The organism is Flagellimonas pacifica (genome assembly GCF_900215465.1).
GTDB classification, from domain to species: domain Bacteria; phylum Bacteroidota; class Bacteroidia; order Flavobacteriales; family Flavobacteriaceae; genus Flagellimonas; species Flagellimonas pacifica.
Window position 1 is genome coordinate 176530 of sequence record NZ_OBEH01000004.1, and the last position, 21643, is coordinate 198172.

General features: G+C 40.5%; 16 protein-coding genes. 10 read left to right on the forward strand and 6 right to left on the reverse strand.

The window, feature by feature from the left end; genetic code table 11:
- Window positions 1-73: 73 nt before the first annotated feature.
- The gene (gene metK / locus CRO15_RS13420; protein ID WP_097046359.1) at window positions 74-1327 is read right to left on the reverse strand and encodes a methionine adenosyltransferase; all 1254 of its coding nucleotides are present in this window, start codon (window positions 1325-1327) and stop codon (window positions 74-76) included.
- A gap of 221 nt (window positions 1328-1548) precedes the next feature.
- On the opposite strand from metK, the gene CRO15_RS13425 reads away from it, so the two are divergent.
- The 3 genes from CRO15_RS13425 to CRO15_RS13435 all read left to right on the forward strand — a co-directional run bounded on the left by CRO15_RS13425 (window position 1549) and on the right by CRO15_RS13435 (window position 6713).
- Entirely contained in the window at window positions 1549-4839 is a 3291-nt protein-coding gene (locus CRO15_RS13425; protein ID WP_097046360.1) for an amidohydrolase family protein, read from the forward strand.
- 127 nt (window positions 4840-4966) lie between these two features.
- Window positions 4967-5581, forward strand: a complete 615-nt coding sequence (locus tag CRO15_RS13430; RefSeq protein WP_097046361.1) for a deoxynucleoside kinase — start codon at window positions 4967-4969, stop codon at window positions 5579-5581.
- Between the two features lie 415 nt (window positions 5582-5996).
- Window positions 5997-6713 carry an energy transducer TonB gene (locus tag CRO15_RS13435; protein ID WP_097046362.1) on the forward strand — a complete coding sequence of 239 codons (717 nt, stop codon included), beginning with the start codon at window positions 5997-5999 and terminating at the stop codon, window positions 6711-6713.
- A gap of 836 nt (window positions 6714-7549) precedes the next feature.
- On the opposite strand, the gene CRO15_RS13445 is transcribed toward CRO15_RS13435, so the two are convergent.
- Complete coding sequence (locus tag CRO15_RS13445) at window positions 7550-8353, reverse strand: collagen-like protein (protein ID WP_097046364.1); 804 nt, start codon at window positions 8351-8353, stop codon at window positions 7550-7552.
- 394 nt (window positions 8354-8747) lie between these two features.
- Between CRO15_RS13445 and CRO15_RS13450 the strand changes: the two genes are divergently transcribed.
- Window positions 8748-9167: a lipocalin-like domain-containing protein gene (locus tag CRO15_RS13450; RefSeq protein WP_097046365.1), complete on the forward strand. Its 420-nt coding sequence runs from the start codon at window positions 8748-8750 to the stop codon at window positions 9165-9167.
- An 88-nt stretch (window positions 9168-9255) separates the two neighbouring features.
- On the opposite strand, the gene CRO15_RS13455 is transcribed toward CRO15_RS13450, so the two are convergent.
- From CRO15_RS13455 to CRO15_RS13470, 4 genes are all read right to left on the reverse strand, one after another.
- Window positions 9256-11652, reverse strand: a complete 2397-nt coding sequence (locus CRO15_RS13455) for a sodium-translocating pyrophosphatase (protein ID WP_097046366.1) — start codon at window positions 11650-11652, stop codon at window positions 9256-9258.
- A gap of 112 nt (window positions 11653-11764) precedes the next feature.
- On the reverse strand, window positions 11765-12289 hold the full coding sequence (locus CRO15_RS13460; protein WP_097046367.1) for an inorganic diphosphatase: 525 nt from the start codon (window positions 12287-12289) through the stop codon (window positions 11765-11767).
- A 76-nt stretch (window positions 12290-12365) separates the two neighbouring features.
- Window positions 12366-14861 (reverse strand): DUF5686 family protein, encoded by a 2496-nt coding sequence (locus CRO15_RS13465; RefSeq protein ID WP_097046368.1) that lies wholly within the window; start codon window positions 14859-14861, stop codon window positions 12366-12368.
- Between the two features lie 161 nt (window positions 14862-15022).
- The gene (locus CRO15_RS13470) at window positions 15023-16000 is read right to left on the reverse strand and encodes a pyruvate dehydrogenase complex E1 component subunit beta (RefSeq protein ID WP_097046369.1); all 978 of its coding nucleotides are present in this window, start codon (window positions 15998-16000) and stop codon (window positions 15023-15025) included.
- A 173-nt stretch (window positions 16001-16173) separates the two neighbouring features.
- On the opposite strand from CRO15_RS13470, the gene CRO15_RS13475 reads away from it, so the two are divergent.
- From CRO15_RS13475 to CRO15_RS13500, 6 genes are all read left to right on the forward strand, one after another.
- On the forward strand, window positions 16174-16920 hold the full coding sequence (locus CRO15_RS13475) for an electron transfer flavoprotein subunit beta/FixA family protein (protein ID WP_097046370.1): 747 nt from the start codon (window positions 16174-16176) through the stop codon (window positions 16918-16920).
- A 71-nt stretch (window positions 16921-16991) separates the two neighbouring features.
- Window positions 16992-17960, forward strand: a complete 969-nt coding sequence (locus CRO15_RS13480; protein WP_097046371.1) for an electron transfer flavoprotein subunit alpha/FixB family protein — start codon at window positions 16992-16994, stop codon at window positions 17958-17960.
- Between the two features lie 91 nt (window positions 17961-18051).
- Entirely contained in the window at window positions 18052-18684 is a 633-nt protein-coding gene (locus tag CRO15_RS13485) for a bifunctional nuclease family protein (RefSeq protein WP_097046372.1), read from the forward strand.
- Window positions 18685-18693: 9 nt separating this feature from the next.
- Complete coding sequence (locus CRO15_RS13490; protein ID WP_097046373.1) at window positions 18694-20157, forward strand: NupC/NupG family nucleoside CNT transporter; 1464 nt, start codon at window positions 18694-18696, stop codon at window positions 20155-20157.
- An 83-nt stretch (window positions 20158-20240) separates the two neighbouring features.
- Window positions 20241-20600 carry a four helix bundle protein gene (locus CRO15_RS13495; RefSeq protein ID WP_097046374.1) on the forward strand — a complete coding sequence of 120 codons (360 nt, stop codon included), beginning with the start codon at window positions 20241-20243 and terminating at the stop codon, window positions 20598-20600.
- Between the two features lie 146 nt (window positions 20601-20746).
- Entirely contained in the window at window positions 20747-21571 is an 825-nt protein-coding gene (locus tag CRO15_RS13500) for a thymidylate synthase (RefSeq protein ID WP_097046375.1), read from the forward strand.
- Window positions 21572-21643: the final 72 nt, after the last annotated feature.

Below are 21643 nucleotides of genomic sequence, written 5' to 3' on the forward strand. Positions count from 1 at the left end.
CTTAAGGAAATTTTGATTGACGCCTAAAACTACAAAGAAATCTTCTTAGTTAAGAAAGATGTAGGGATACGTTTTATAAATTGAACGCCTCTTTTACTGCATCGACGCTATCCAGTTTTTCCCAAGTGAAAAGTTCCACTTCCTTTTCAACCCTTCCATTGTAGGGAGATTCAAATACCTTGGTCAGTTTTTGAGGTTGTTTTCCCATATGACCGTACGCGGCAGTTTCTAGATAGATGGGGTTTCTCAACTTTAATCGTTCTTCAATGGCAAAAGGACGCATGTCGAACAATTCTGAAGTTTTCTCGGCTATTTCACCATCGGATAGGTTGACATTTGCTGTACCATAGGTATCCACAAAAATGGAAGTAGGTTCTACCACCCCAATGGCGTAACTCACCTGTACCAAAATTTCATCAGCCACTCCGGCTGCCACCAAGTTTTTAGCTACATGTCTGGCAGCATAGGCCGCGCTTCTATCCACCTTACTTGGGTCTTTTCCACTAAAGGCACCACCACCGTGAGCACCTTTTCCTCCGTAAGTATCCACAATAATTTTACGTCCGGTCAAACCAGTATCGCCATGTGGACCACCAATCACAAACTTTCCAGTTGGGTTGATATGGTATTTAATATCATCATTAAATAGTTCTTGTATGGATTTTGGTAACAATTTTTTGACTTCTGGAATCAAAATTGAAAGAATATCTTCCTTAATTTTTGCCAACATCTTTTCATCCGAATCAAACTCATCATGTTGGGTGGACACTACAATAGTATCTATTCGCTGTGGCACATTATCATCTGAATATTCGATGGTCACCTGTGCCTTGGCATCTGGTCTTAAATAGCTAATTTGGGTGCCATCATGTCTTAACTTCGCCAAGACCTGAAGGATTTTATGCGAAATATCCAATGCCAAAGGCATGTAATTCTCAGTTTCTTTGGTTGCATAGCCAAACATCATACCCTGATCACCAGCTCCCTGCTCTTCTTTGCTTCCCCTATCAACTCCTTGGTTAATATCTTGGGATTGCTCATGAATCAACGAAATTACACCACAAGAATCCCCACTAAACTGGTATTCACCTTTGGTGTACCCTATTTTATTGATCACATCACGGGCAATATTTTGCACATCCAGATACGTATCACTCTTAACTTCACCTGCCAAAACCACTTGACCGGTAGTTACTAAAGTTTCGCAAGCCACCTTACTTTCCTGGTCAAAGGCCAAAAAATTATCCAAAAGTGCATCACTGATTTGATCGGCTATTTTGTCTGGGTGTCCTTCACTTACAGATTCTGATGTAAACAGATATGGCATGTACTTATATTTTATACGAAGAGATTTGACGGTACAGCCCAAAAAAGTTTACACTCCTTTTTAGCATTTTTTAGCGAGGTTGCAATCAGTCAAATCTTTCCTCAATAATAGAGGGCAAAAATATGAAAATGTTTTGGTCTTAAAAACCAAATATTTTTAAAATACTAGTAACAAAAATATCTGGTTTATCCGTATTTTGCTGTCCGACTAATCCACAGATCATGAAAAACAAAGCTTTCCTTTCCATTTTTCTATTCTCATTTACGTTCTTAGCTGTAAGTCAAGACAAAAAAGACGAAAAAAAATGGGATGTATCCAATCCTTATATCGATTGGAAAATAAATGAAGTTGATTTATCCACCGATGAAGGCACATGGATGAACCTCGATGTTAGTCCTGATGGCAAACAACTGGCTTTTGACATGTTGGGAGATATTTATATTATGCCCATTTCTGGAGGGAAGGCTAAAGCGTTACGTTCTGGCCTTCCTTTTGAAGTTCAACCTCGTTTTAGCCCAGATGGACAACAAATATCATTTACTTCCGATGCCGGAGGTGGCGACAATATTTGGGTGATGGATACTAATGGCAGTAACGCGAAACAAATTACCAAAGAAAATTTCAGATTGTTGAACAATGCCGTTTGGACACCGGATGGCAATCATTTAATAGCAAGGAAACACTTTACATCCCAACGATCGTTAGGTGCTGGTGAAATGTGGCAATATCACATAACCGGAGGAAGTGGGTTAAAATTGACCAAAAGAAAAAACGACCAGCAAGATGTTAACGAGCCTTTCGTTTCAAGCGACGGCAAATATTTATATTACTGCGAGGATATGTATCCAGGTGGATTTTTTCAATATAACAAGAATCCAAATGCACAGATCTATGCCATTAAGCGCTACGACTTTGAAACCGGAAAGACCCTTACCATCACCGGAGGTCCCGGTAGTGCATCAAGACCAACTGTTTCTCCTGACAACAAAAAGCTTGCGTTTGTAAAACGTGTTCGTACCAAAACTGTTTTGTTCATTCATGATTTGGAAACTGGTGAGGAGTGGCCTATTTATGATGCCTTGAACAAAGACCAGATGGAAGCATGGGCCATTTTTGGTACTTATCCCAATTTAAGCTGGATGCCCAACGGCAATGAAATTGTTTTTTGGGCTGGAGGTAAGATTCAAAAAATCAATGTAAAAACCCTTCAGGTTGAGCCAATTCCCTTTCAGATAGATACAAAAATCAAAATTGCCGAAACGCATCGTGCCCAACATCAGGTTGATGCAGATGAATTTACCGCAAAAGTAATTCGTCATGTAAAGACTTCTCCAGATGGAAAAAGAATTGTTTTTAGTGCTTTAGGTCATCTGTGGACCAAAACTTTACCCAATGGCAAACCAAAACGATTAACCAATAGTGAAGATTTAGAATTTGAGCCTTCATTCTCCCCAGATGGAAAAGAAATTGTTTATGTGACTTGGGATGATGAAAAATTGGGCTCTATCCATAAAATAGCGGCTACAGGAGGCAAATCAACAAAACTGACATTGGTTAAAGGAATCTATCGTTTTCCTTCATTTTCCAATAATGGAAATTATATAGTTTATGGTAAGCAAAGTGGCAATAGTGATCAAGGACGAACATTTACCAAAGAGCCTGGTATTTATATAATGTCCGTCAATGGAAACAATATCAAAAAACTCACAGGGAATGGATTAACCCCAACCTTTAGCGCTGATGACCTTCGTGTCTTTTTTCAAACAGGTGGTAAATTCTTTGGATCACTGACCAAAGAGCTTAAAAGTATTGATTTGAACGGAAAGGATGAACGTACACATTTCAAATCCAAATATGCCAACCATATTGTACCATCGCCAGACAACAAATGGTTGTTGTTTTCCAACTTGCACAAAGCTTATGTGACGCCCATGACAATTACAGGTCAAACCATTGAATTTGACCCAAAAAGCAAAGCATTTCCAGTAACACAGGTGGCAAAAGACGCCGGATACAGTCTTCATTGGTCCAACGATAGCAAAAAAATGCACTGGACATTGGGGTGTGAATATTTTTCTAACGATGTAAATCAAAGATTTACCTTTCTTAAAAATTCACCCGACAGCATTCCTCCTGTAACGGAAAAAGGAATTCAGGTGGAATTGGTCTCTAAAACAGATAGACCTAAAGGTCGTATTGCTTTTACCAATGCTAGAATCATCACTATGGAAAATGATGAAGTTCTGGAAAATGCCACAATAGTTATCAACAACAATAAGATTGAAAGTATTGGTTCTTCCTCGGAAATCACGATTCCTTCAAATGCCAAAGTTTTTGATTTTAAAGGTAAAACCATTATGCCCGGCATTGTGGATGCCCATGCCCACATTGGAGCTTTCCGCGCGGGATTGAACACCAAAAAGCACTGGCAATTATACGCCAACCTTGCTTTCGGCGTCACCACAGCTCACGATCCATCAGCAAATAGTGAAACTGTTTTTGGCCTTTCGGAATTGGTAAAAAGTGGTGAAATGATTGGGCCTAGAATTTATTCAACAGGATTCATCCTTTATGGTGCCGATGGAGATTTTAAGGCTGTGGTCAATAGTTTGGATGATGCCCGCTCGGCCATCCGAAGAACCAAAGCTTTTGGGGCTACTTCAGTAAAAAGTTACAACCAACCAAGAAGGGAGCAACGCCAACAGATCATGCAGGCGGCAAAAGAATTGGGAGTCAATGTAGTTCCCGAAGGCGGGTCCACCTTTTTTGCCAATATGAGTATGATCATGGATGGCCATACAGGTATTGAGCACAACATTCCGGTTGCTCCAGTTTATAAGGATATTATTACATTATGGAGCAACAGTAATAGTGGGTACACCCCAACTCTTATTGTGAATTATGGAGGATTGAATGGTGAGTATTTTTATTATGAGCGAGATAATGTCTGGGAAAATGAAAAGCTAATAAAGTACACTCCAAGACATATTATTGATTCGCGTAGTCGTCATAGAACCAAGGCACCGCGGGAAGAATACGAAAACGGACATGTTTTGGTCTCTGAAACAGTTACAGCCCTTTCCAAAGCAGGGGTAAAGGCCAATCTTGGAGCCCACGGGCAGCTACAAGGTTTAGGGGCTCATTGGGAGCTTTGGATGTTGAAAGCAGGTGGTATGAGCAATATGGATGCGTTGAAAGCAGCAACCATTAACGGCGCAGAATATATTGGTATGGGCAATGAGATAGGTTCAATAAAAGAGGGCAAGCTAGCAGACCTGATTGTTCTTGACAAGAACCCATTGGAAGATATTGAAAACACCAATTCTATTCGGTACACCATGATCAATGGACGTCTGTACGATACTGAAACCATGAATGAAATTGGTAACGAGCCTAAAGGGCGAAACAAATTTTATTGGGAAAACAATAAGTACAACCAGGCATTTCCGTGGCATGAGCAGACCCAGAGTTTTACCATTCCGGGTTGTAGCTGCCATGCACTAAAGCACTGATAATGGTTTTTTATCGAAACGTTGATAAAACCGCCAAGGTTGGTTTTATCGTCCACAAGATTCGTTGTATATTGTATGCCTTTGCAACTAAACACTGCTATTTAATAACCATTCAACATTAATACCCATGCACATTGCCGTAGCCGGAAACATTGGAGCAGGAAAAACCACATTGACCACCCTATTGGCCAAACACTACAAATGGAATGCCCAGTTTGAAGATGTAGTGGACAATCCCTATTTAGATGATTTCTATACGCAGATGGAACGCTGGAGCTTTAATCTCCAGATTTACTTTTTGAACAGTCGTTATAGGCAGATTCTTAAGATTAGGGAAAGTGGTAAAAATGTGATCCAGGATCGCACCATCTATGAAGACGCACATATTTTTGCACCCAACTTGCATGCCATGGGGTTGATGACCAACAGGGATTTTGAAAACTATAAAAGCCTTTTTGAGTTAATGGAAACCCTAGTGCAACCACCTGACCTATTGATTTATCTGCGCAGTTCCATACCTAATTTGGTGAACCAAATCCATAAACGAGGTCGAGAATACGAAAACAGTATCTCCATTGATTACCTCAGCCGTTTGAATGAACGTTATGAAGCTTGGGTAAACACCTATGAAAAAGGCAAGCTTTTGGTAATAGATGTGGACAACATCAACTTTGTTGATGAGCCAGAAGATTTAGGCGAGGTCATCAATAAAATTGATGCCGAGATTCACGGGTTGTTTTAAGCTCTAATCAATAATTATCATGCTGAACTTGTTTCAGCATCCCATAACACTAATAAATCTTAATTTTCACTGCAGAGCTTCTGAAATAAACCCTGAACGCTAAAAAATTTACTTAGATTTTGGTTTTACTTTGACTTCGCTCAGTGACCAATGGGAAATGACATCTCATCAAATTGAATTTTCCCTCACCCAAAAGGCCCGTTCCCTCATTCTTGGTTTTATCTCCCTTAATTTCAGGCTAGTTTTGGATTAGGGTTAACGCCCATTATTTCTAACTCGAGGTTGTTTACAATGTCACTTCGAGCGCAGTCGAAAAGTAGTTAATTGTAAATTTTCTATCCTTCGACACTTCGACTTAGCTCAGTGCAGGCATTCTCAGGATGACAATTGTATCCGCTTCATAAAATTTGAAAATATGGAATTCAAGAAAAATCCAAAATTGGAACTTAAAAAGAACAGCGCCCTTTATTTTTTAATAGGGCTGACCGCCATTTTACTGTTTGCGTATGTGGCCCTTGAATGGAAAACATTTTACAAAACCCCAGAGCTTGTCCAAAACCTAGAGACTCCAGATGGTATTGATGAGATACTCCCTCCCGTACTCATCAATTTACCTCCACCACCTCCACCAAAAATCATTGCACCCCCAGTAATAGAAATCATAGCCGATGACGATGAAACTAAAGTTGAAACTTTCATCGACTCTGATGATTCCAATCAAGACACAGAAATAATGGATGTTGAAGATGTTGTTTTTGTAGCACCCCCTATTGAAGATGAAGTAATTTTCATTAAAGTTGAAGACCCTCCGGTTTTTCCCGGTTGTGAAAATGAAAACACCAAAGAAGGCAAAAGAGCCTGTTTTCAGGAAATGATGCAAAAGCATATTCGCAAAAACTTTCGTTATCCGGAAATGGCGCAAGAAATGAGGCTACAAGGTAGGGTGAGCATTATGTTTACCATTCAAAAAGATGGAAGTATTGATGAAGTGCGCATGCGCGGACCACATGAGACGCTGGAAAAGGAAGCCGCCCGTATTATCTCCAAATTACCTAAAATGACACCGGGAAAACAACGGGGCAATGCCGTTAAGGTTCCGTTTTCCATTCCGATAGTCTTTAAGCTACAATAGTTGTCAGTCTGAGCTTGTCGAAGACGCTTATAAAACCAAGAAGCCATTATTAGACAGCACTTTAACTACATTTCGACAAGCTCAGTGTGACATCTGCTCAGAGTTGAGGGCGAAGGACTATGGGATGAAGGTTGCCCTACGCTGGCCTTCTTCGCCAAAGTAGCTTGGCTACGACGGCTGAAAAGCTTTGGGCTATGAGATGAAGGGTTGAGGGTGAAGGGTGAAGGGTTGAGGGTTGGTTTTATTATTGTTTAGGTTTTCGCCAAGGCTCAAAATGACAAGAGCTGTCAGTTCGAGCGCAGTCGAGAATATTTACATCTGGACTGCTCACTTGGACTGTCCTTCGACAGGCTCAGGATGACATCTGAAAAGGAATTTTTGTAGCTGGCATCAAATGTCGTTCTGAATGCAATGAAGAATCCCTACAAACCCAACCAATTGGGTCCTGTATTGTTGGGATTTTTCGCCATGTTCTGGGCTTGCTTCGGCTTCATTTCGACTACGCTCAATGACCTCGCTCAGTGACCAATGCTAAGGGCAACATTGCCCTGTGCGACCCTGAAACAAGTTCAGGGTGACGGGGAAAGGAGTTTTTGAAAAGTGTATTCATTGCTCCTTCCCTTGGCAAGGGAAGGTGGTTTGACACAAAGTGTCAAAGCGGAAGGGATGGTCTTTCACCCTTTCCGTCCCACCACGGCGGGACACCTTTCCCTCCCTTCGACTGCGCTCAGGGTGACAGGGAAAGGAACTTTAATCTCCATAAAGCAAAAGAAAAGAGCCCTAAAGGGCTCTTTTCATGTTTTAATCCATAAAAAAATTAGCTATGAAAAAACCAATTACTCTTCTATACCAAAATATGTTGCCATGGCGTGGTAATCTCCAGTATCTACCCCAGCTGCTTTTAGCCGCGCCATAAGATCATTCTCACTGTTTTTAGCACCCAGACCGGGCAGCTCTACAGCTACTATTCTAAGGTTATCAAGATTAGAGACAGTTTGAGGATTTCCGTTATAATCAAAAAATTGAATACGTAAATGACCTAATAATTCTCCCCCTATATATAATCGGGCACTTGTAATTGTAATAACATATACCCCTGGAGTAGACCATATCCTATCAGCAGAATCAGTCAAATAATAAAAGAAGGCATGTTTGGTAAAGTCTTCCACCTCATTAACACCCTCCATTTCTTCAAAAAGGTTAACAGTAATCGCAGAAGTACTTCCAATATCTGAGAGATCCACATCATGGTACAGTACATTTGCGTTACCGTCCTGGTCGTCTTCTCCGGGTGCCCCATTAAGTGATTCCAGCCATTCAGCTTCTGTACCTTCAAAGCCTTCGGCCACTGCTATTTCATAAGCAGAATCACCATCATCTCCGTCTTCTCCATCTTCTCCATTAAGTGATTCCAGCCATTCAGCTTCTGTACCTTCAAAGCCTTCGGCCACTGCTATTTCATAAGCAGAATCGCCATCGTCTCCGGTATTTCCGGTATCTCCTTTATCTCCTTTATCTCCTTTAATAGATTCTCCTGGATCCCCTTTAAGTCCTTGTTCTCCCGCATCTCCTTTGGAACAGGATACAAAGGCAACTGCTATGGCCATACAGCCCAATACCAATAGTCTTTTTAATTTCATGATTGTATTATTTTAAAGTTAACTCCGCTAAAAGTAGCTTGTGAACAGCTCCTACTTTCCTGCCAATTGACCAATGCCCCTTTTGGGTTGATGGTTGTCCTACGCTGGCCTTCTTCGCCAAAGTAACTTGGCTACGACGGCTGAAAAGCTTTGGGCTATGAGATGAAGGGTTGAGGGTTAAGGGTTAAGGGTTAAGGGTTAAGGGTTAAGGGTTGAGGGTTGAGGGTTGAGGGTTGAGGGTTGAGGGTTGAGGGTTGAGGGTTGAGGGTTGAGGGTTGAGTAAGAAAAGGAATTTGTACGGTAGTTAAACCAATGTGAAAAAATCAAAGCCCACTGCGCAACCATTTCACATTTCTTACCATCTATAAAGCAACAAATTTTAAAAACTTAATCTATGAGAACACAAATTTTAAATCTATCCTTGATTCTTTTGTTCACCGTCTTTATAGGCTGTAGCAATGACGATGACAATCCCATTGAAAATGAAATCTTAAATGGCACTTGGCAGTTAAAGAATGTAAGTGGCGGGTTAGCTGGTGTAAATGTTGATTACGGGGCAGGTGAGGTCACCTGGACTTTTAAACCTTCTGACAACGTACTTGTTGTAACAAATCTTATTGACAGTACCGGTCCTGAAGATATTTATGCCGGACTTGACACCGGAACATATAACTATAAAGTTCAAGAGATTGGACAAACAAAATTGCTTTTTATTGAGGAGAATAAATGGGGGGCAATAATCTTATCAAACAAAAACTTAAAAATAGATGAGGGAGTTCCAGCGGATGGTCTGCTCAGAGCGTTTACACGATAATATTTGATGTCGGGATGAACAATCACAATTTAAAACAAAGAGCCACACCTTTAGGTGTGGCTCTTTTATATATTAAAAGTGAAGAATGTTACTTCTTTGCTTCTTTGTATGCGTTTACCAATTTTTCTACTTCTTCCTTAGTATTGGCAACAAATTCTTTTACTTCTTCTTTAACTTCTCCAGCCACCTCATGGGTTGAAGTTACAACAGCTTTATAAGCACCTTCGGCAGTGTTGCTGATCTCTACACGGATTTGCTTTTCAACCTGTATGGTTTCCTTCATGCCATCCTCAGTTATGGAAATTGTAGTTCCATCCGCCTTCAACATGCTGACCTCATCACCAGCATCCAAATTCACCAAACTTGGCGCGATAACCAAGGCCACAACGGACATCAACTTTAACAAGATGTTCAAAGATGGCCCTGAGGTATCTTTAAATGGATCACCAACAGTATCTCCAACAACAGCGGCTTTATGGGCATCGGAACCTTTTTTGCCATCACTTTCAATGGTTTTCTTGGCATTGTCCCAAGCACCACCGGCATTGGACTGGAAAATAGCCATTAACACACCACAAGTGGTTACACCTGCAAGAAGTCCACCCAACATTTCAGCGCCACCAATAAAACCAACTGCAACAGGTACGGCGATTGCCAAAAGACCTGGCAACACCATTTCTTTAATAGAGGCCTGTGTTGAAATAGCTACACATTTATCATATTCTGCCACACCATCGGCGGCATCAAAAGTTGCTCTTTGTTCATCCGTAGCTTTAGACATGTCGGAATCAACAGCACGCATCACTTCCAAAGCGGCTTTTAGCTGAGGAATATCTCTAAACTGACGACGAACTTCTTCAATCATTGCCATTGCAGCTCTACCTACCGCGTTCATTGAAAGGGCAGAGAATACAAATGGAAGCATTCCACCGATTAACAGACCAGCCATAATATCCGGTTGCGAAACGTCAATTGAAGTTACATTAGCCGTTTTCATAAAGGCTGCAAACAATGCCAAAGCTGTCAATGCAGCAGAAGCAATTGCAAAACCTTTACCAATAGCAGCGGTTGTATTACCAACAGCATCCAATTTATCGGTACGCTCACGAACTTCTGGGTCCAATTCTGCCATTTCAGCAATACCACCAGCGTTATCGGAAATTGGTCCGTAAGCATCAACTGCCAACTGGATTCCTGTATTTGCCAACATTCCCACTGCAGCAATTGCAATTCCGTAAAGACCAGCAAAGTGATGTGAAACCAAAATTGCAGCGGCAATCAAAAGAATTGGAATCATTGTAGACATCATACCAACGCCAAGACCTGCAATTATGTTTGTAGCGGCACCAGTTTCTGATTGACGTACAATAGAATTTACAGGTTTTGTCCCTGTTCCTGTATAATATTCTGTAACCTTACCAACAGCAAGACCAGCTACAAGACCAGCAATGGTTGCCCAAAAGACACCCATAGCGGAATATGTTGTACCAGCTTCGACCCAAGATTCTGGCAACATTGAATTAATTATGAAATAAGAAGCAACCAACATTAGTCCAGCTGAACCAAACTCACCAATATTCAAAGCTGTTTGTGGGTTACCACCATCTTTTACACGAACGAAGAAGGTTCCTATTATAGACATTACAATTCCAACAGCAGCTAATGCCAAAGGCAAATACACTGCTCCCAAACCATCATAAGCTCCTGCAAATTCTGGAAGTGTAGCAAATACAGCTCCCAACACCATGGTACCAATGATAGACCCTACATACGATTCAAAAAGGTCAGCTCCCATACCGGCAACATCACCAACATTGTCACCAACGTTATCTGCAATGGTAGCAGGATTCAACGGGTGATCTTCAGGAATACCAGCCTCAACTTTACCAACAAGGTCGGCACCAACATCAGCAGCTTTGGTATAAATACCACCTCCCACACGTGCAAAAAGCGCAATGGAAGAGGCTCCCAAAGAGAAACCAGAAAGTACATTCAATATTTCACCAAGTGCCCAGCCTTGTCCACTATAAATCATGAAAAGTCCACTTAATCCAAGAACTCCCAATCCTACAACACCAAGTCCCATTACCGCGCCACCTGCAAAGGCAACCTCTAGGGCTTTTCCCAATGAAGTTCTAGCAGCATTTGTTGTTCTAACATTGGCCTTTGTAGCCACTTTCATTCCAATGAAACCGGCAAGAGCAGAACAAATAGCTCCAACAATAAAAGAAACGGCCACCATTCCATTAGATCCTTCTTCACTACTTCCTTTGAAGTACAACAAAATCGCAACAGCGATAACAAAAATGCTAAGTATTTTATATTCTGCCTTCAAAAATGACATTGCCCCATCAGCAATATTCTTGGCAATACGTGCCATTTTATCATCTCCAACCTCTTGTTTTGAGACCCATACGTTTTTAATAAACACGTACAACAAGCCCAAAACACCAAATGCGGGCAGAAACTTTACAATTAAATCCATAGTTAGTTGTTATTTATGATTTTTTTTAATGGCAGCTAATGTAGTAAAATACACCCTAATAAAAAAAATGCGCTTTTGATATCAAAAGCGCATTTTTTTAAGTCTATTTTATCTAAATAGTAAAGGTTCGTTTCTTTTTGTGTTCACTTTCGTCATAACGTTTTACACATTGACTGTAGATTTCAATGGCTTCGTTAACATCTCCCCATCCGCCTGTATCTACTTTTTTTTCCTCTAAATCCTTGTATACCGCAAAAAAGTGCTCAATTTCCTTTTTTCTATGAGGGTTTATATCAGTAATATCCTCTTTATTGTTCCAAACTGGATCACTTACTGGCACGCAGATAATTTTTTCATCCGGTCCTTTTTCATCAGTCATGTGAAACACTCCTATAGGTTTCACTTCCATAACTACCATAGGATAAGTTGGTTCAGTTCCCAACACCAATACATCCAAAGGATCTTTGTCCAAAGCTAAGGTCTCCGGCACAAAGCCATAATCTCCAGGATACATCATGGAAGAAAACAATGTTCTATCGAACCGGATTTTGTTCAGTGTAAAATCGTATTCATATTTATTTCTACTTCCCTTAGGAATTTCAATCAGCACATCGAAGGTTACTTCTCTCTTTGACATTATAAGGTTTTAAATTTTCTGCAAAAATAGCACGGTTAAAAGGAATACGGTCAACAAATCTGGACCTTTCTGTTAATTAAAATTTAAATCCAAAAGACCCTGTTACACCAAATGGACGGGCGTCTGGATTATCTAGATAGTTTCCTCTAAAATTAAAGTCGATTCTGAGTATTTTAAAGATGTTCCCTATTCCTACAGAATACTCCCAATAAATTTGGTCTTCAGGGGCCATTAATGGAATATTGGCTGGTGCGCTCAAAGCAATATTCCCATCAGAAAGTTGTCCCCAAGCTCCTCTCAGTCCTATAATCTCCCTCAAATTCAATTTTCGCAGTACGGGAATCCTAGAAAACAACCTACCATTAAAGTTGTGCTCTAGATGTAGAGTTGCATAGGTATCTGTCACAAATTCGTAAAAATCAAGATTGGGGAAGACATTATACAAGGAAAACAAAGTTTGATTGCCAGGAACCACACTTAGCAAGCTTAATGGCACCTCCCCAAAAGTCTTTCCAAGCTCAACACTGCTTGTCAACCTTCCAAAACCACCAATCTGCCATGGTTGTCTGTATGAAAATTGAATACGTTCATAGTCGAAATCACTTTCTAAAAATCCACTAATGCCTTTAGTATAATTTAAAAGCAATGTGCTATAGTCATCATTGATATTTGAACGTTCCACGCCATAGCCAATTGTTCTTTTTCCCGGTGTATAAATAAGGGTTGTATTTATATCAAATTGCTTAACAACCGATGATATTCCGGTAGGCGAATCTAGGTCCACATAGTCCAAATTGAATGCATCCGGCAATGCCGAACTTAATGTCCTAAAAGAACTGCCCAGTCGAACCCGGAAGTTCTTTACCGGTTCCATTTCTAAATTAAAGGTAGATAAGTTTATACTGGTCAACCTATCATTGGCTCCCACCGTGACCAAGGAGGAGGAAGCAATACTCCTTCCCAGCACATCGTTAGTACTGGTTAAGCTCAGTCCCAGTTGCTCTATATCCCGTCGATTTCCACCTGAAAGTATAAGTCTGCTCTTTCTGTCCAATAAAAACTTGCCCGAAAAGCCATGTTTGACCTTTTTATCGGTAAACCCATAGGCCATATAACCTTCTAGGCGCCAAGTATCATTCTGCCCAAAATAAGTTCTTGCTCCAAGTCTAACCCTTGTTCCTTCAGCATCATTAAAACCAAGGACGCTATATATATTTCCGACATCAATGTTCCATTTGTCTATTTCAACATACCCAGAACCCATAATACTTACAATATCGTAATAGGTCCTGAACTTGGGTACCGTTTTTAGGGTGTCTAACAGTTTAAATATGCCCGATTCATCTTCATTGAGGGTTTCTAACCTCGCATTTTTCCAGAAAGTGGTGTCACGCGAAAATACTCTGGGGTCGTACGGGTCTGATTCTGCTTTGTAAAATTCCTCTGGTCTACTTGTATCAAATTGATAATTATCGTAAACGGTTGTGCGTTTACCATATACCCCTCTTGATTTTTCTTTTTTGGAAAAACTAAAATCACTGAGCATATAATCTCGCTTCAATAAGAAAACAGAATCATTGACCACATCAAAATCCTGTTCAATATAAATTTCCTTTACCCAGTTAATGTTGGCACTCTTGGTGACCTGCATGTTTATTTTTTTGATGGCGTACGTGGAATCGTTCACCCAAAAATCTCCTTTAAAGGTCAGCTCATTTTTTCGTCTGGGATAATATATAATATTATAGCACCATTTATTGTCTATGTATGTACTATCGGATAAGACATAATTATAGGTATCCACCCCAGTTTTGGATAGAGGGCTGGTAAAACTTTTATCAAAAAACTTTAGGTAGTTTTCATAAATATCGTAATCAGAATATAAGTCTTCCACAAACGCGGTAATGGCTTGATTTCCACTAAAACCCGAGTTTTTATTGCCCAGCACATCTTCTTTTTCTTCGTTCAGGATATTATCTCCATAAACTTTGGAAAAGCTTTCGTTCAAGAACATGGGCAAATAGGTCTTCCCGGTAATTCTTGAGGTGTCCAGGTCTTCAAACATGAACTCCAAACCTTTGAACAGTTTACTTTTGATCAAGGCACTGTCAATGGTATTTAGGTCAAATTCTATTTTCTCGTACTTATCATATTGATATTGTTTGAACTTGCTCACACCGTTCTCACGCTTCTTTGCCCAAATTTTCTTTAAAATATCTATGGCCGGGTTATTTTTTTTTGATTGTTTTCCGGTATAGACAATAACCTCCTTTAATTGTTCGGTAGATTCCACCAAAACAATCTCCATATTATAGTTTACCTTTTTCTGAAGTTCAATTTCCCTAGTCTCATAACCGATAAAAGAAACTAGGATAGTACTATAGGTTTCGTCAGATTCTATATAAAAACGACCATTATCGTTGGTAATGGTTCCTTCCGAAGAATTTTTAAATATGATATTGGCAAAAGCAACGGGCGAACCCAAATCATCCACCACAATACCGCCAACTTTGGTCTGGGAAAAAGCTAAAACACTAAATACGAGAGAAAAAACTAAAAGGAATCTTTTCATGTTTTGATATGTGTCACAATTGAAATTCCATGCTGGAATTTCAAAAGCAAAATGGTCATTTTTGGTTTAAAAGTATTTTCTTATCAAAAACTGTTCCTTTAAAAAAGCCTCACCAACTTTTTTTGTTGACGAGGCTAATATACCTTACAATTATATGCAAGTTACTTATATAACACTTTCTTAACAGCCTTGATCACGTCATTGGAATTTGGCAACCATTCTGCCAAAAGTACTGGTGAATAAGGTGCTGGCGTATCTGCTGTGTTCAGTTTAACTATTGGAGCATCTAAATAATCAAATGCTTTGTCCTGTACATGGTAAATGATTTCAGTAGCCACATTGCCAAAAGGCCATGCTTCCTCCAAAATAACCATACGATTGGTTTTCTTCACCGAGTTTAAGATAGCATCGTGGTCCATTGGGCGAACAGTACGTAGATCGATAATCTCACAACTAATCCCTTCCTTTTCCAACTCATCTGCCGCCTTATAGGCTTCTTTTATAATTTTCCCAAAGGAAATAATGGTAACATCGGTACCTTCTCTTTTAATTTCCGCAACTCCTAATGGAATGGTATACTCACCTTCCGGCACTTCACCCTTATCGCCATACATCTGCTCAGATTCCATAAAAATTACTGGATCATCATCTCGGATGGCAGATTTCAATAATCCCTTGGCATCAGCAGGATTAGATGGCACAACCACTTTTAATCCCGGACAATTGGCATACCAGCTTTCAAAAGCTTGTGAGTGTGTAGCGGCTAACTGACCTGCCGAAGCAGTTGGTCCTCTAAACACAATGGGACAAGCAAACTGTCCTCCAGACATCTGCCTGATTTTTGCTGCATTATTTATAATCTGGTCAATTCCAACCAATGAAAAGTTAAAGGTCATGAACTCAATAATGGGTCTGTTCCCGATCATGGCTGAACCAACTCCTATCCCAGCAAATCCCAATTCAGAAATTGGTGTATCCAAAACTCTCTCCGGTCCAAACTCATCCAACATTCCCTTAGAGGCTTTATAGGCCCCATTGTACTCGGCAACCTCTTCACCCATTAAATATATAGAGTCGTCTTTGCGCATCTCTTCGGTCATGGCCTCCTTGATGGCTTCCCTAAACTGTAGTGTTTTCATTAAATAGTACTAAAAGTTTGATTTAGCTCGCATTAAAAATGCACGCAAAAATAGCAAAATATACAGGAATATTACGCTCATGGATTCCAAAAAATAGAACAAAATTTATTATGCATGCATAATAAATTTCAGATTTTTATGGCTATCTTTGAACCGTTAAACCTAAAGAGCATATGAAGATTTTAGTTTGCATTAGCAACGTACCGGATACTACTTCCAAAATCAATTTTACGGAAGGAGACACCAAGTTTGATACAAACGGAGTACAATTTGTGATTAATCCCAATGATGAATTTGGATTAACACGTGCCATGTGGTTCAAAGAAAAGCAAGGAGCCGCAGTACACGTAGCCACTGTAGGGGGTGCACAAACCGAACCTACGATCAGAAAAGCCCTTGCTATTGGAGCTGATGAGGCCATTCGAATTAACGCTGAGCCCACAGATGGATTTTTTGTTGCTAGACAATTGGCCGAAATAGTAAAAAATGGCAAATATGATTTGGTTATTGCCGGTAGGGAATCCATAGATTATAATGGTGGAATGGTCCCAGGCATATTGGCAACTTTGCTGGACATGAACTTTGTGAATACCTGTATTGGCCTTGAAGTAGACGGAAACAACGCAACAGCTTCACGTGAAATTGATGGTGGAAAGGAAAAAATCAGCACTACATTACCTTTGGTAATAGGAGGTCAAAAAGGATTGGTCCAAGAAAGTGATCTTCGCATTCCCAATATGCGGGGAATAATGATGGCACGTAAAAAAGCATTGAATGTTGTTGAGCCCGTTGATGCACCAAAACCAACCCAAGACCAAAAGTTTGAAAAACCCGCAGCCAAAGGACCCGTAAAGCTGGTGGATGCTGACAATGTAGGAGAATTGGTCAACCTATTGCACAATGAAGCTAAAGTCATCTAAATAATCACAACTTCCAAGCGCCAAATACTAATTTGGAATTTGGAAGTTGAATCTTGAAATTTCAAAAAATTATGTCAGTATTAGTATATACCGAATCAGATAAAGGAAAATTTAAAAAGAACGCCTTTGAAGTAGCTTCTTATGCACACAACGTTGCACAAGAGCTAGGGGAAAGTGTCACCGCCGTTACCATAAATGCGGAAGACGATGCTTCTTTGGGAAATTATGGAGCTTCCAAGGTTTTAAAAGTTTCCAACGACCAATTGAACACCTTCAACGCAAAAGCTTATGCCAATATACTCGCACAGGCTGCTCAGGCTGAAGGAGCTAAGGTCATCATAGTAAGCTCCAGTGCCGATGCTAAATTTTTAGCACCTATCTTGACTGCTACTTTAAGTGGAGGTTATGTTCCTAATGTAGTAGCTGCACCTGAGAGCACAGTTCCATTTGTGGTAAAAAGAACAGCTTTCAGCAACAAAGGTTTTGCCCATACCGAAATCAGCTCTGAAGTAAAAATAATAGGCGTGTCCAATAACGCATACGGAGTTCACGAAAATGGAGGTACAGCTTCTGTTGATGAGTTCAATCCAACACTTGGCGATGCAGATTTTGCCACAAAATCTGTTGAAGTGGATAAAGTGGCCGGAAAAGCCACCATAGCCGATGCCGACATCGTAGTTTCTGGTGGTAGGGGACTAAAAGGACCTGAAAACTGGGGCATGATCGAAGAATTGGCAGAAGTTTTGGGAGCTGCAACTGCTTGCTCCAAACCCGTGTCCGATTTAGGATGGCGCCCACATGGCGAACACGTGGGGCAAACCGGTAAGCCAGTAGCCAGCAATCTTTATATAGCGGTAGGTATTTCTGGTGCTATTCAGCATTTAGCTGGGGTAAGCGCCTCAAAAACCAAAGTGGTGATCAATAACGACCCCGAAGCTCCCTTCTTTAAGGCGGCAGATTACGGAATAGTTGGTGATGCCTTTGAAGTAGTGCCCAAACTCATCGAAAAATTAAAGGAATTTAAAGCCCAGAACGCTTAATTTTTGTTAATTTGCCTTTTGCAAGGGGCTGTTCAGATAAACGGTAATGCCACTTATTTGAACAGCCTTTTTTTGTTTTTAGGAAGATAATATGAGCTTAGTACGATTAAAAATAAAGGGAATATCATACAGCCAGACACAAAATGGTGCCTACGCCCTTATTTTGAACGAAGTTGAAGGAGATAGAAAACTTCCAATAGTTATTGGTGCCTTTGAAGCACAATCCATTGCTATTGCCCTTGAAAAAGAAATAAAGCCTCCAAGACCACTTACGCACGATCTGTTCAAGAATTTTGCCGATAGGTTTGATATTGTGGTCAAACAAGTGATCATCCATAAATTAGTGGATGGAGTTTTTTACTCCAGTATCATTTGTGAACGAGACAAAACAGAGGAAATTGTTGATGCTAGAACAAGTGATGCCATTGCCTTGGCCCTACGTTTTGATGCTCCAATTTTCACCTATAAGACCATCTTGGACAAAGCAGGAATATTTCTCAAATTTTCATCAAAGGAAAATGAGGAAAATGAAGATGATGATAGTATTGTGGTCGATGAAATCCTTCAAGAAGGGGAAACCGTGGAAATTGAATCCGGTGCTTCATCACAAGGGTACAGGGAAATGACTTTGGAAGAACTCCATAAAGAATTGGACAAAGCAGTGACCAACGAAGACTACGAAAAAGCTGCCAAACTACGGGACGAGATTTCCAAGCGCAAATAAACCAACTACATGCCAAGCAAAACCAGAAGTTTTCTCATACTTTTATTGTTTACCAGTATAGCCACTTTTGGTCAAAATACCCTTCCAGCAGATTCGCTGAATGTCATTGCTGAGACCACTATCATTGATGATATCACCCAAAACCAGATACCAGAGATTATACCCAATCAAGGTTTTACCATAAATAGTCTTTGGAGAGGAGCCTTGGGGATGGCGGTATTGATCTTTATATCCTTTCTTTTCAGTTCCAACCGAAAAGCCATCAACTGGAAAACTGTTGGAATTGGACTTTCACTGCAATTGCTTATTGCTATTGGAGTTTTGAAAGTTCCATTTGTAAAATTGCTTTTTGAAAAAATTGGACAAGTATTTGTAAGCATTCTTGATTTTACGCGAGCAGGAAGCAAGTTTCTGTTTGAAGGCCTGGTGGTGGATATGGATACTTTCGGATTTATTTTTGCCTTCCAGGTATTGCCCACCATTATTTTCTTTTCGGCATTGACATCCGTACTGTTCTATTTAGGCATTATCCAAAAAGTAGTAAGAGCGCTAGCTTGGTTGCTCACAAAATCTTTGGGCATTTCAGGTGCAGAAAGCCTTTCCATAGCCGGAAACATCTTTTTGGGTCAGACCGAAGCCCCCTTATTGATCAAGGCCTATTTGGAAAAAATGAACCGGTCGGAAATCCTTTTGGTGATGATTGGGGGAATGGCAACCGTAGCCGGTGCGGTTTTGGCAGCCTATATCGGATTTTTAGGTGGAGATGATCCTGCTTTGCGCTTGGTCTTTGCCAAACATTTATTGGCAGCCTCTGTAATGGCGGCTCCGGGTGCCATTGTGGTTTCCAAAATTTTATATCCACAGACCGAAAAAGTAAATACCGATGTAAAAGTATCCACAGAAAAAATTGGCGCCAATATTTTGGATGCCATTGCCAACGGAACCACTGAAGGACTTAAGCTCGCTATGAACGTGGGTGCCATGCTCTTGGTTTTTGTGGCCTTTATTGCCATGATCAATGGTATTTTAGGCTGGGTAGGCGACCTTACCACGTTTAACACATGGATTGCTGCCAATTCACCATACGACAGTTTCTCGCTTGAAGCTATTTTGGGAACCGTTTTTGCACCTTTAATGTGGTTGATCGGTGTAAACGGAGACGATATAATGCTCATGGGGCAGCTGTTGGGCATAAAACTCGCTGCTAGTGAATTTATTGGCTACATTCAGCTTGCTGAACTAAAAAATATGGCCAGCAACCTACATTTTACTTATAATAAATCCGTGATTATGGCTACGTATATGCTCTGCGGATTTGCCAACTTTGCTTCCATCGGTATCCAAATAGGGGGAATTGGCTCCTTGGCACCAGGTCAACGCAAAACCCTCTCCGAATTTGGTATGAAGGCCGTTTTGGGTGGATCACTTGCTTCACTTCTTTCAGCTACAATTGCGGGGATGATTCTTGGATGATTGGGTGGAAGGTAAAGGTAAAAGGTTAATGGGGCGCCAATAAACTTATAAAATCAACCTCAAGATTTTAAAAGGTTTATACCATGCGAAATTTTCGAGAGTTGGAAATCTGGAAAGATGCCAGAAAATTGGTAAAGGATATCTACTTAACCACCAAACTACTTCCAGATACAGAAAAATATGGCCTAGTGTCACAAATTAACAGATGCTCAGTATCAATTGCAGCCAATATTGCTGAAGGTTGTGCTAAATACTCCAACAAAGATTTTGTGCGATTTTTACAAATAAGCCTTGGTTCTGCTTATGAATTAGAAAATCACCTCATCCTCTGCGAAGATTTGGAATTCATCATACCAGAACAAGCATCTCCGATTATTAAAAAAGTACAACGCCTCCAAAAACGAATCGCTTCGTTGATAAAATACAACAAACAAAGCCTTTAACCCTTTACCATCCACCTTTTGCTCTTCACCCTTTACTTTCGCCCCTTCTACCCCTCCCCAAAAAAAACAATCGTTAATAAAATCTAATAAATCACAACCCTTCACCTTTTACCTTTTACCCTATACCCATTATCTTTAACCCTGTTATGAAACAATACCACGACTTACTAAAACACGTATTGGAACACGGAAACCAAAAGGGCGACCGTACCGGAACAGGAACAATGAGCGTTTTTGGCTACCAGATGCGGTTTGATCTATCCGAAGGATTCCCAATGGTGACCACCAAAAAATTGCATTTAAAATCCATTGTGCATGAGCTGTTATGGTTTTTAAAAGGTGATACCAATGTGGGTTACCTGCAGGAGAACGGCGTCCGTATTTGGAACGAATGGGCGGATGAAAACGGAGATTTAGGCCCGGTGTACGGACACCAATGGCGCAATTGGAACAGTGAGGAAATAGACCAGATAAAAGAAGTAATCGAAACCCTAAAAAGCAATCCCAATAGCCGAAGGATGTTGGTCTCTGCCTGGAACCCCAGCGTGTTGCCGGACACTTCTGTGTCTTTTGGTGAGAATGTAGCCAACGGAAAAGCGGCCCTACCCCCCTGCCATGCATTTTTCCAGTTTTATGTGGCCGATGGCAAACTCTCCTGCCAGCTCTACCAACGTAGTGCAGATATTTTTTTGGGCGTGCCCTTTAACATTGCCTCCTACGCCCTGTTTACCCTAATGATGGCCCAAGTATGCGGCTACCAGCCCGGCGATTTTATACACACCTTTGGTGATGCCCATATTTACAACAACCATATGGAGCAGGTAGAGCTACAACTAAGCCGTGACCCACGCCCTTTACCCACTATGAGGCTGAACCCAACAGTTAAGAACATTTTTGATTTTACCTTTGACGATTTTGAATTATTGAACTATGACCCCCACCCACATATTAAAGGGGTTGTGGCGGTGTAAAACAAAGCTTGGTATTTGAAGTTTCTAATTCCTCTAATATGGAAAAGCAGACTAACACTTGATTAGATAATT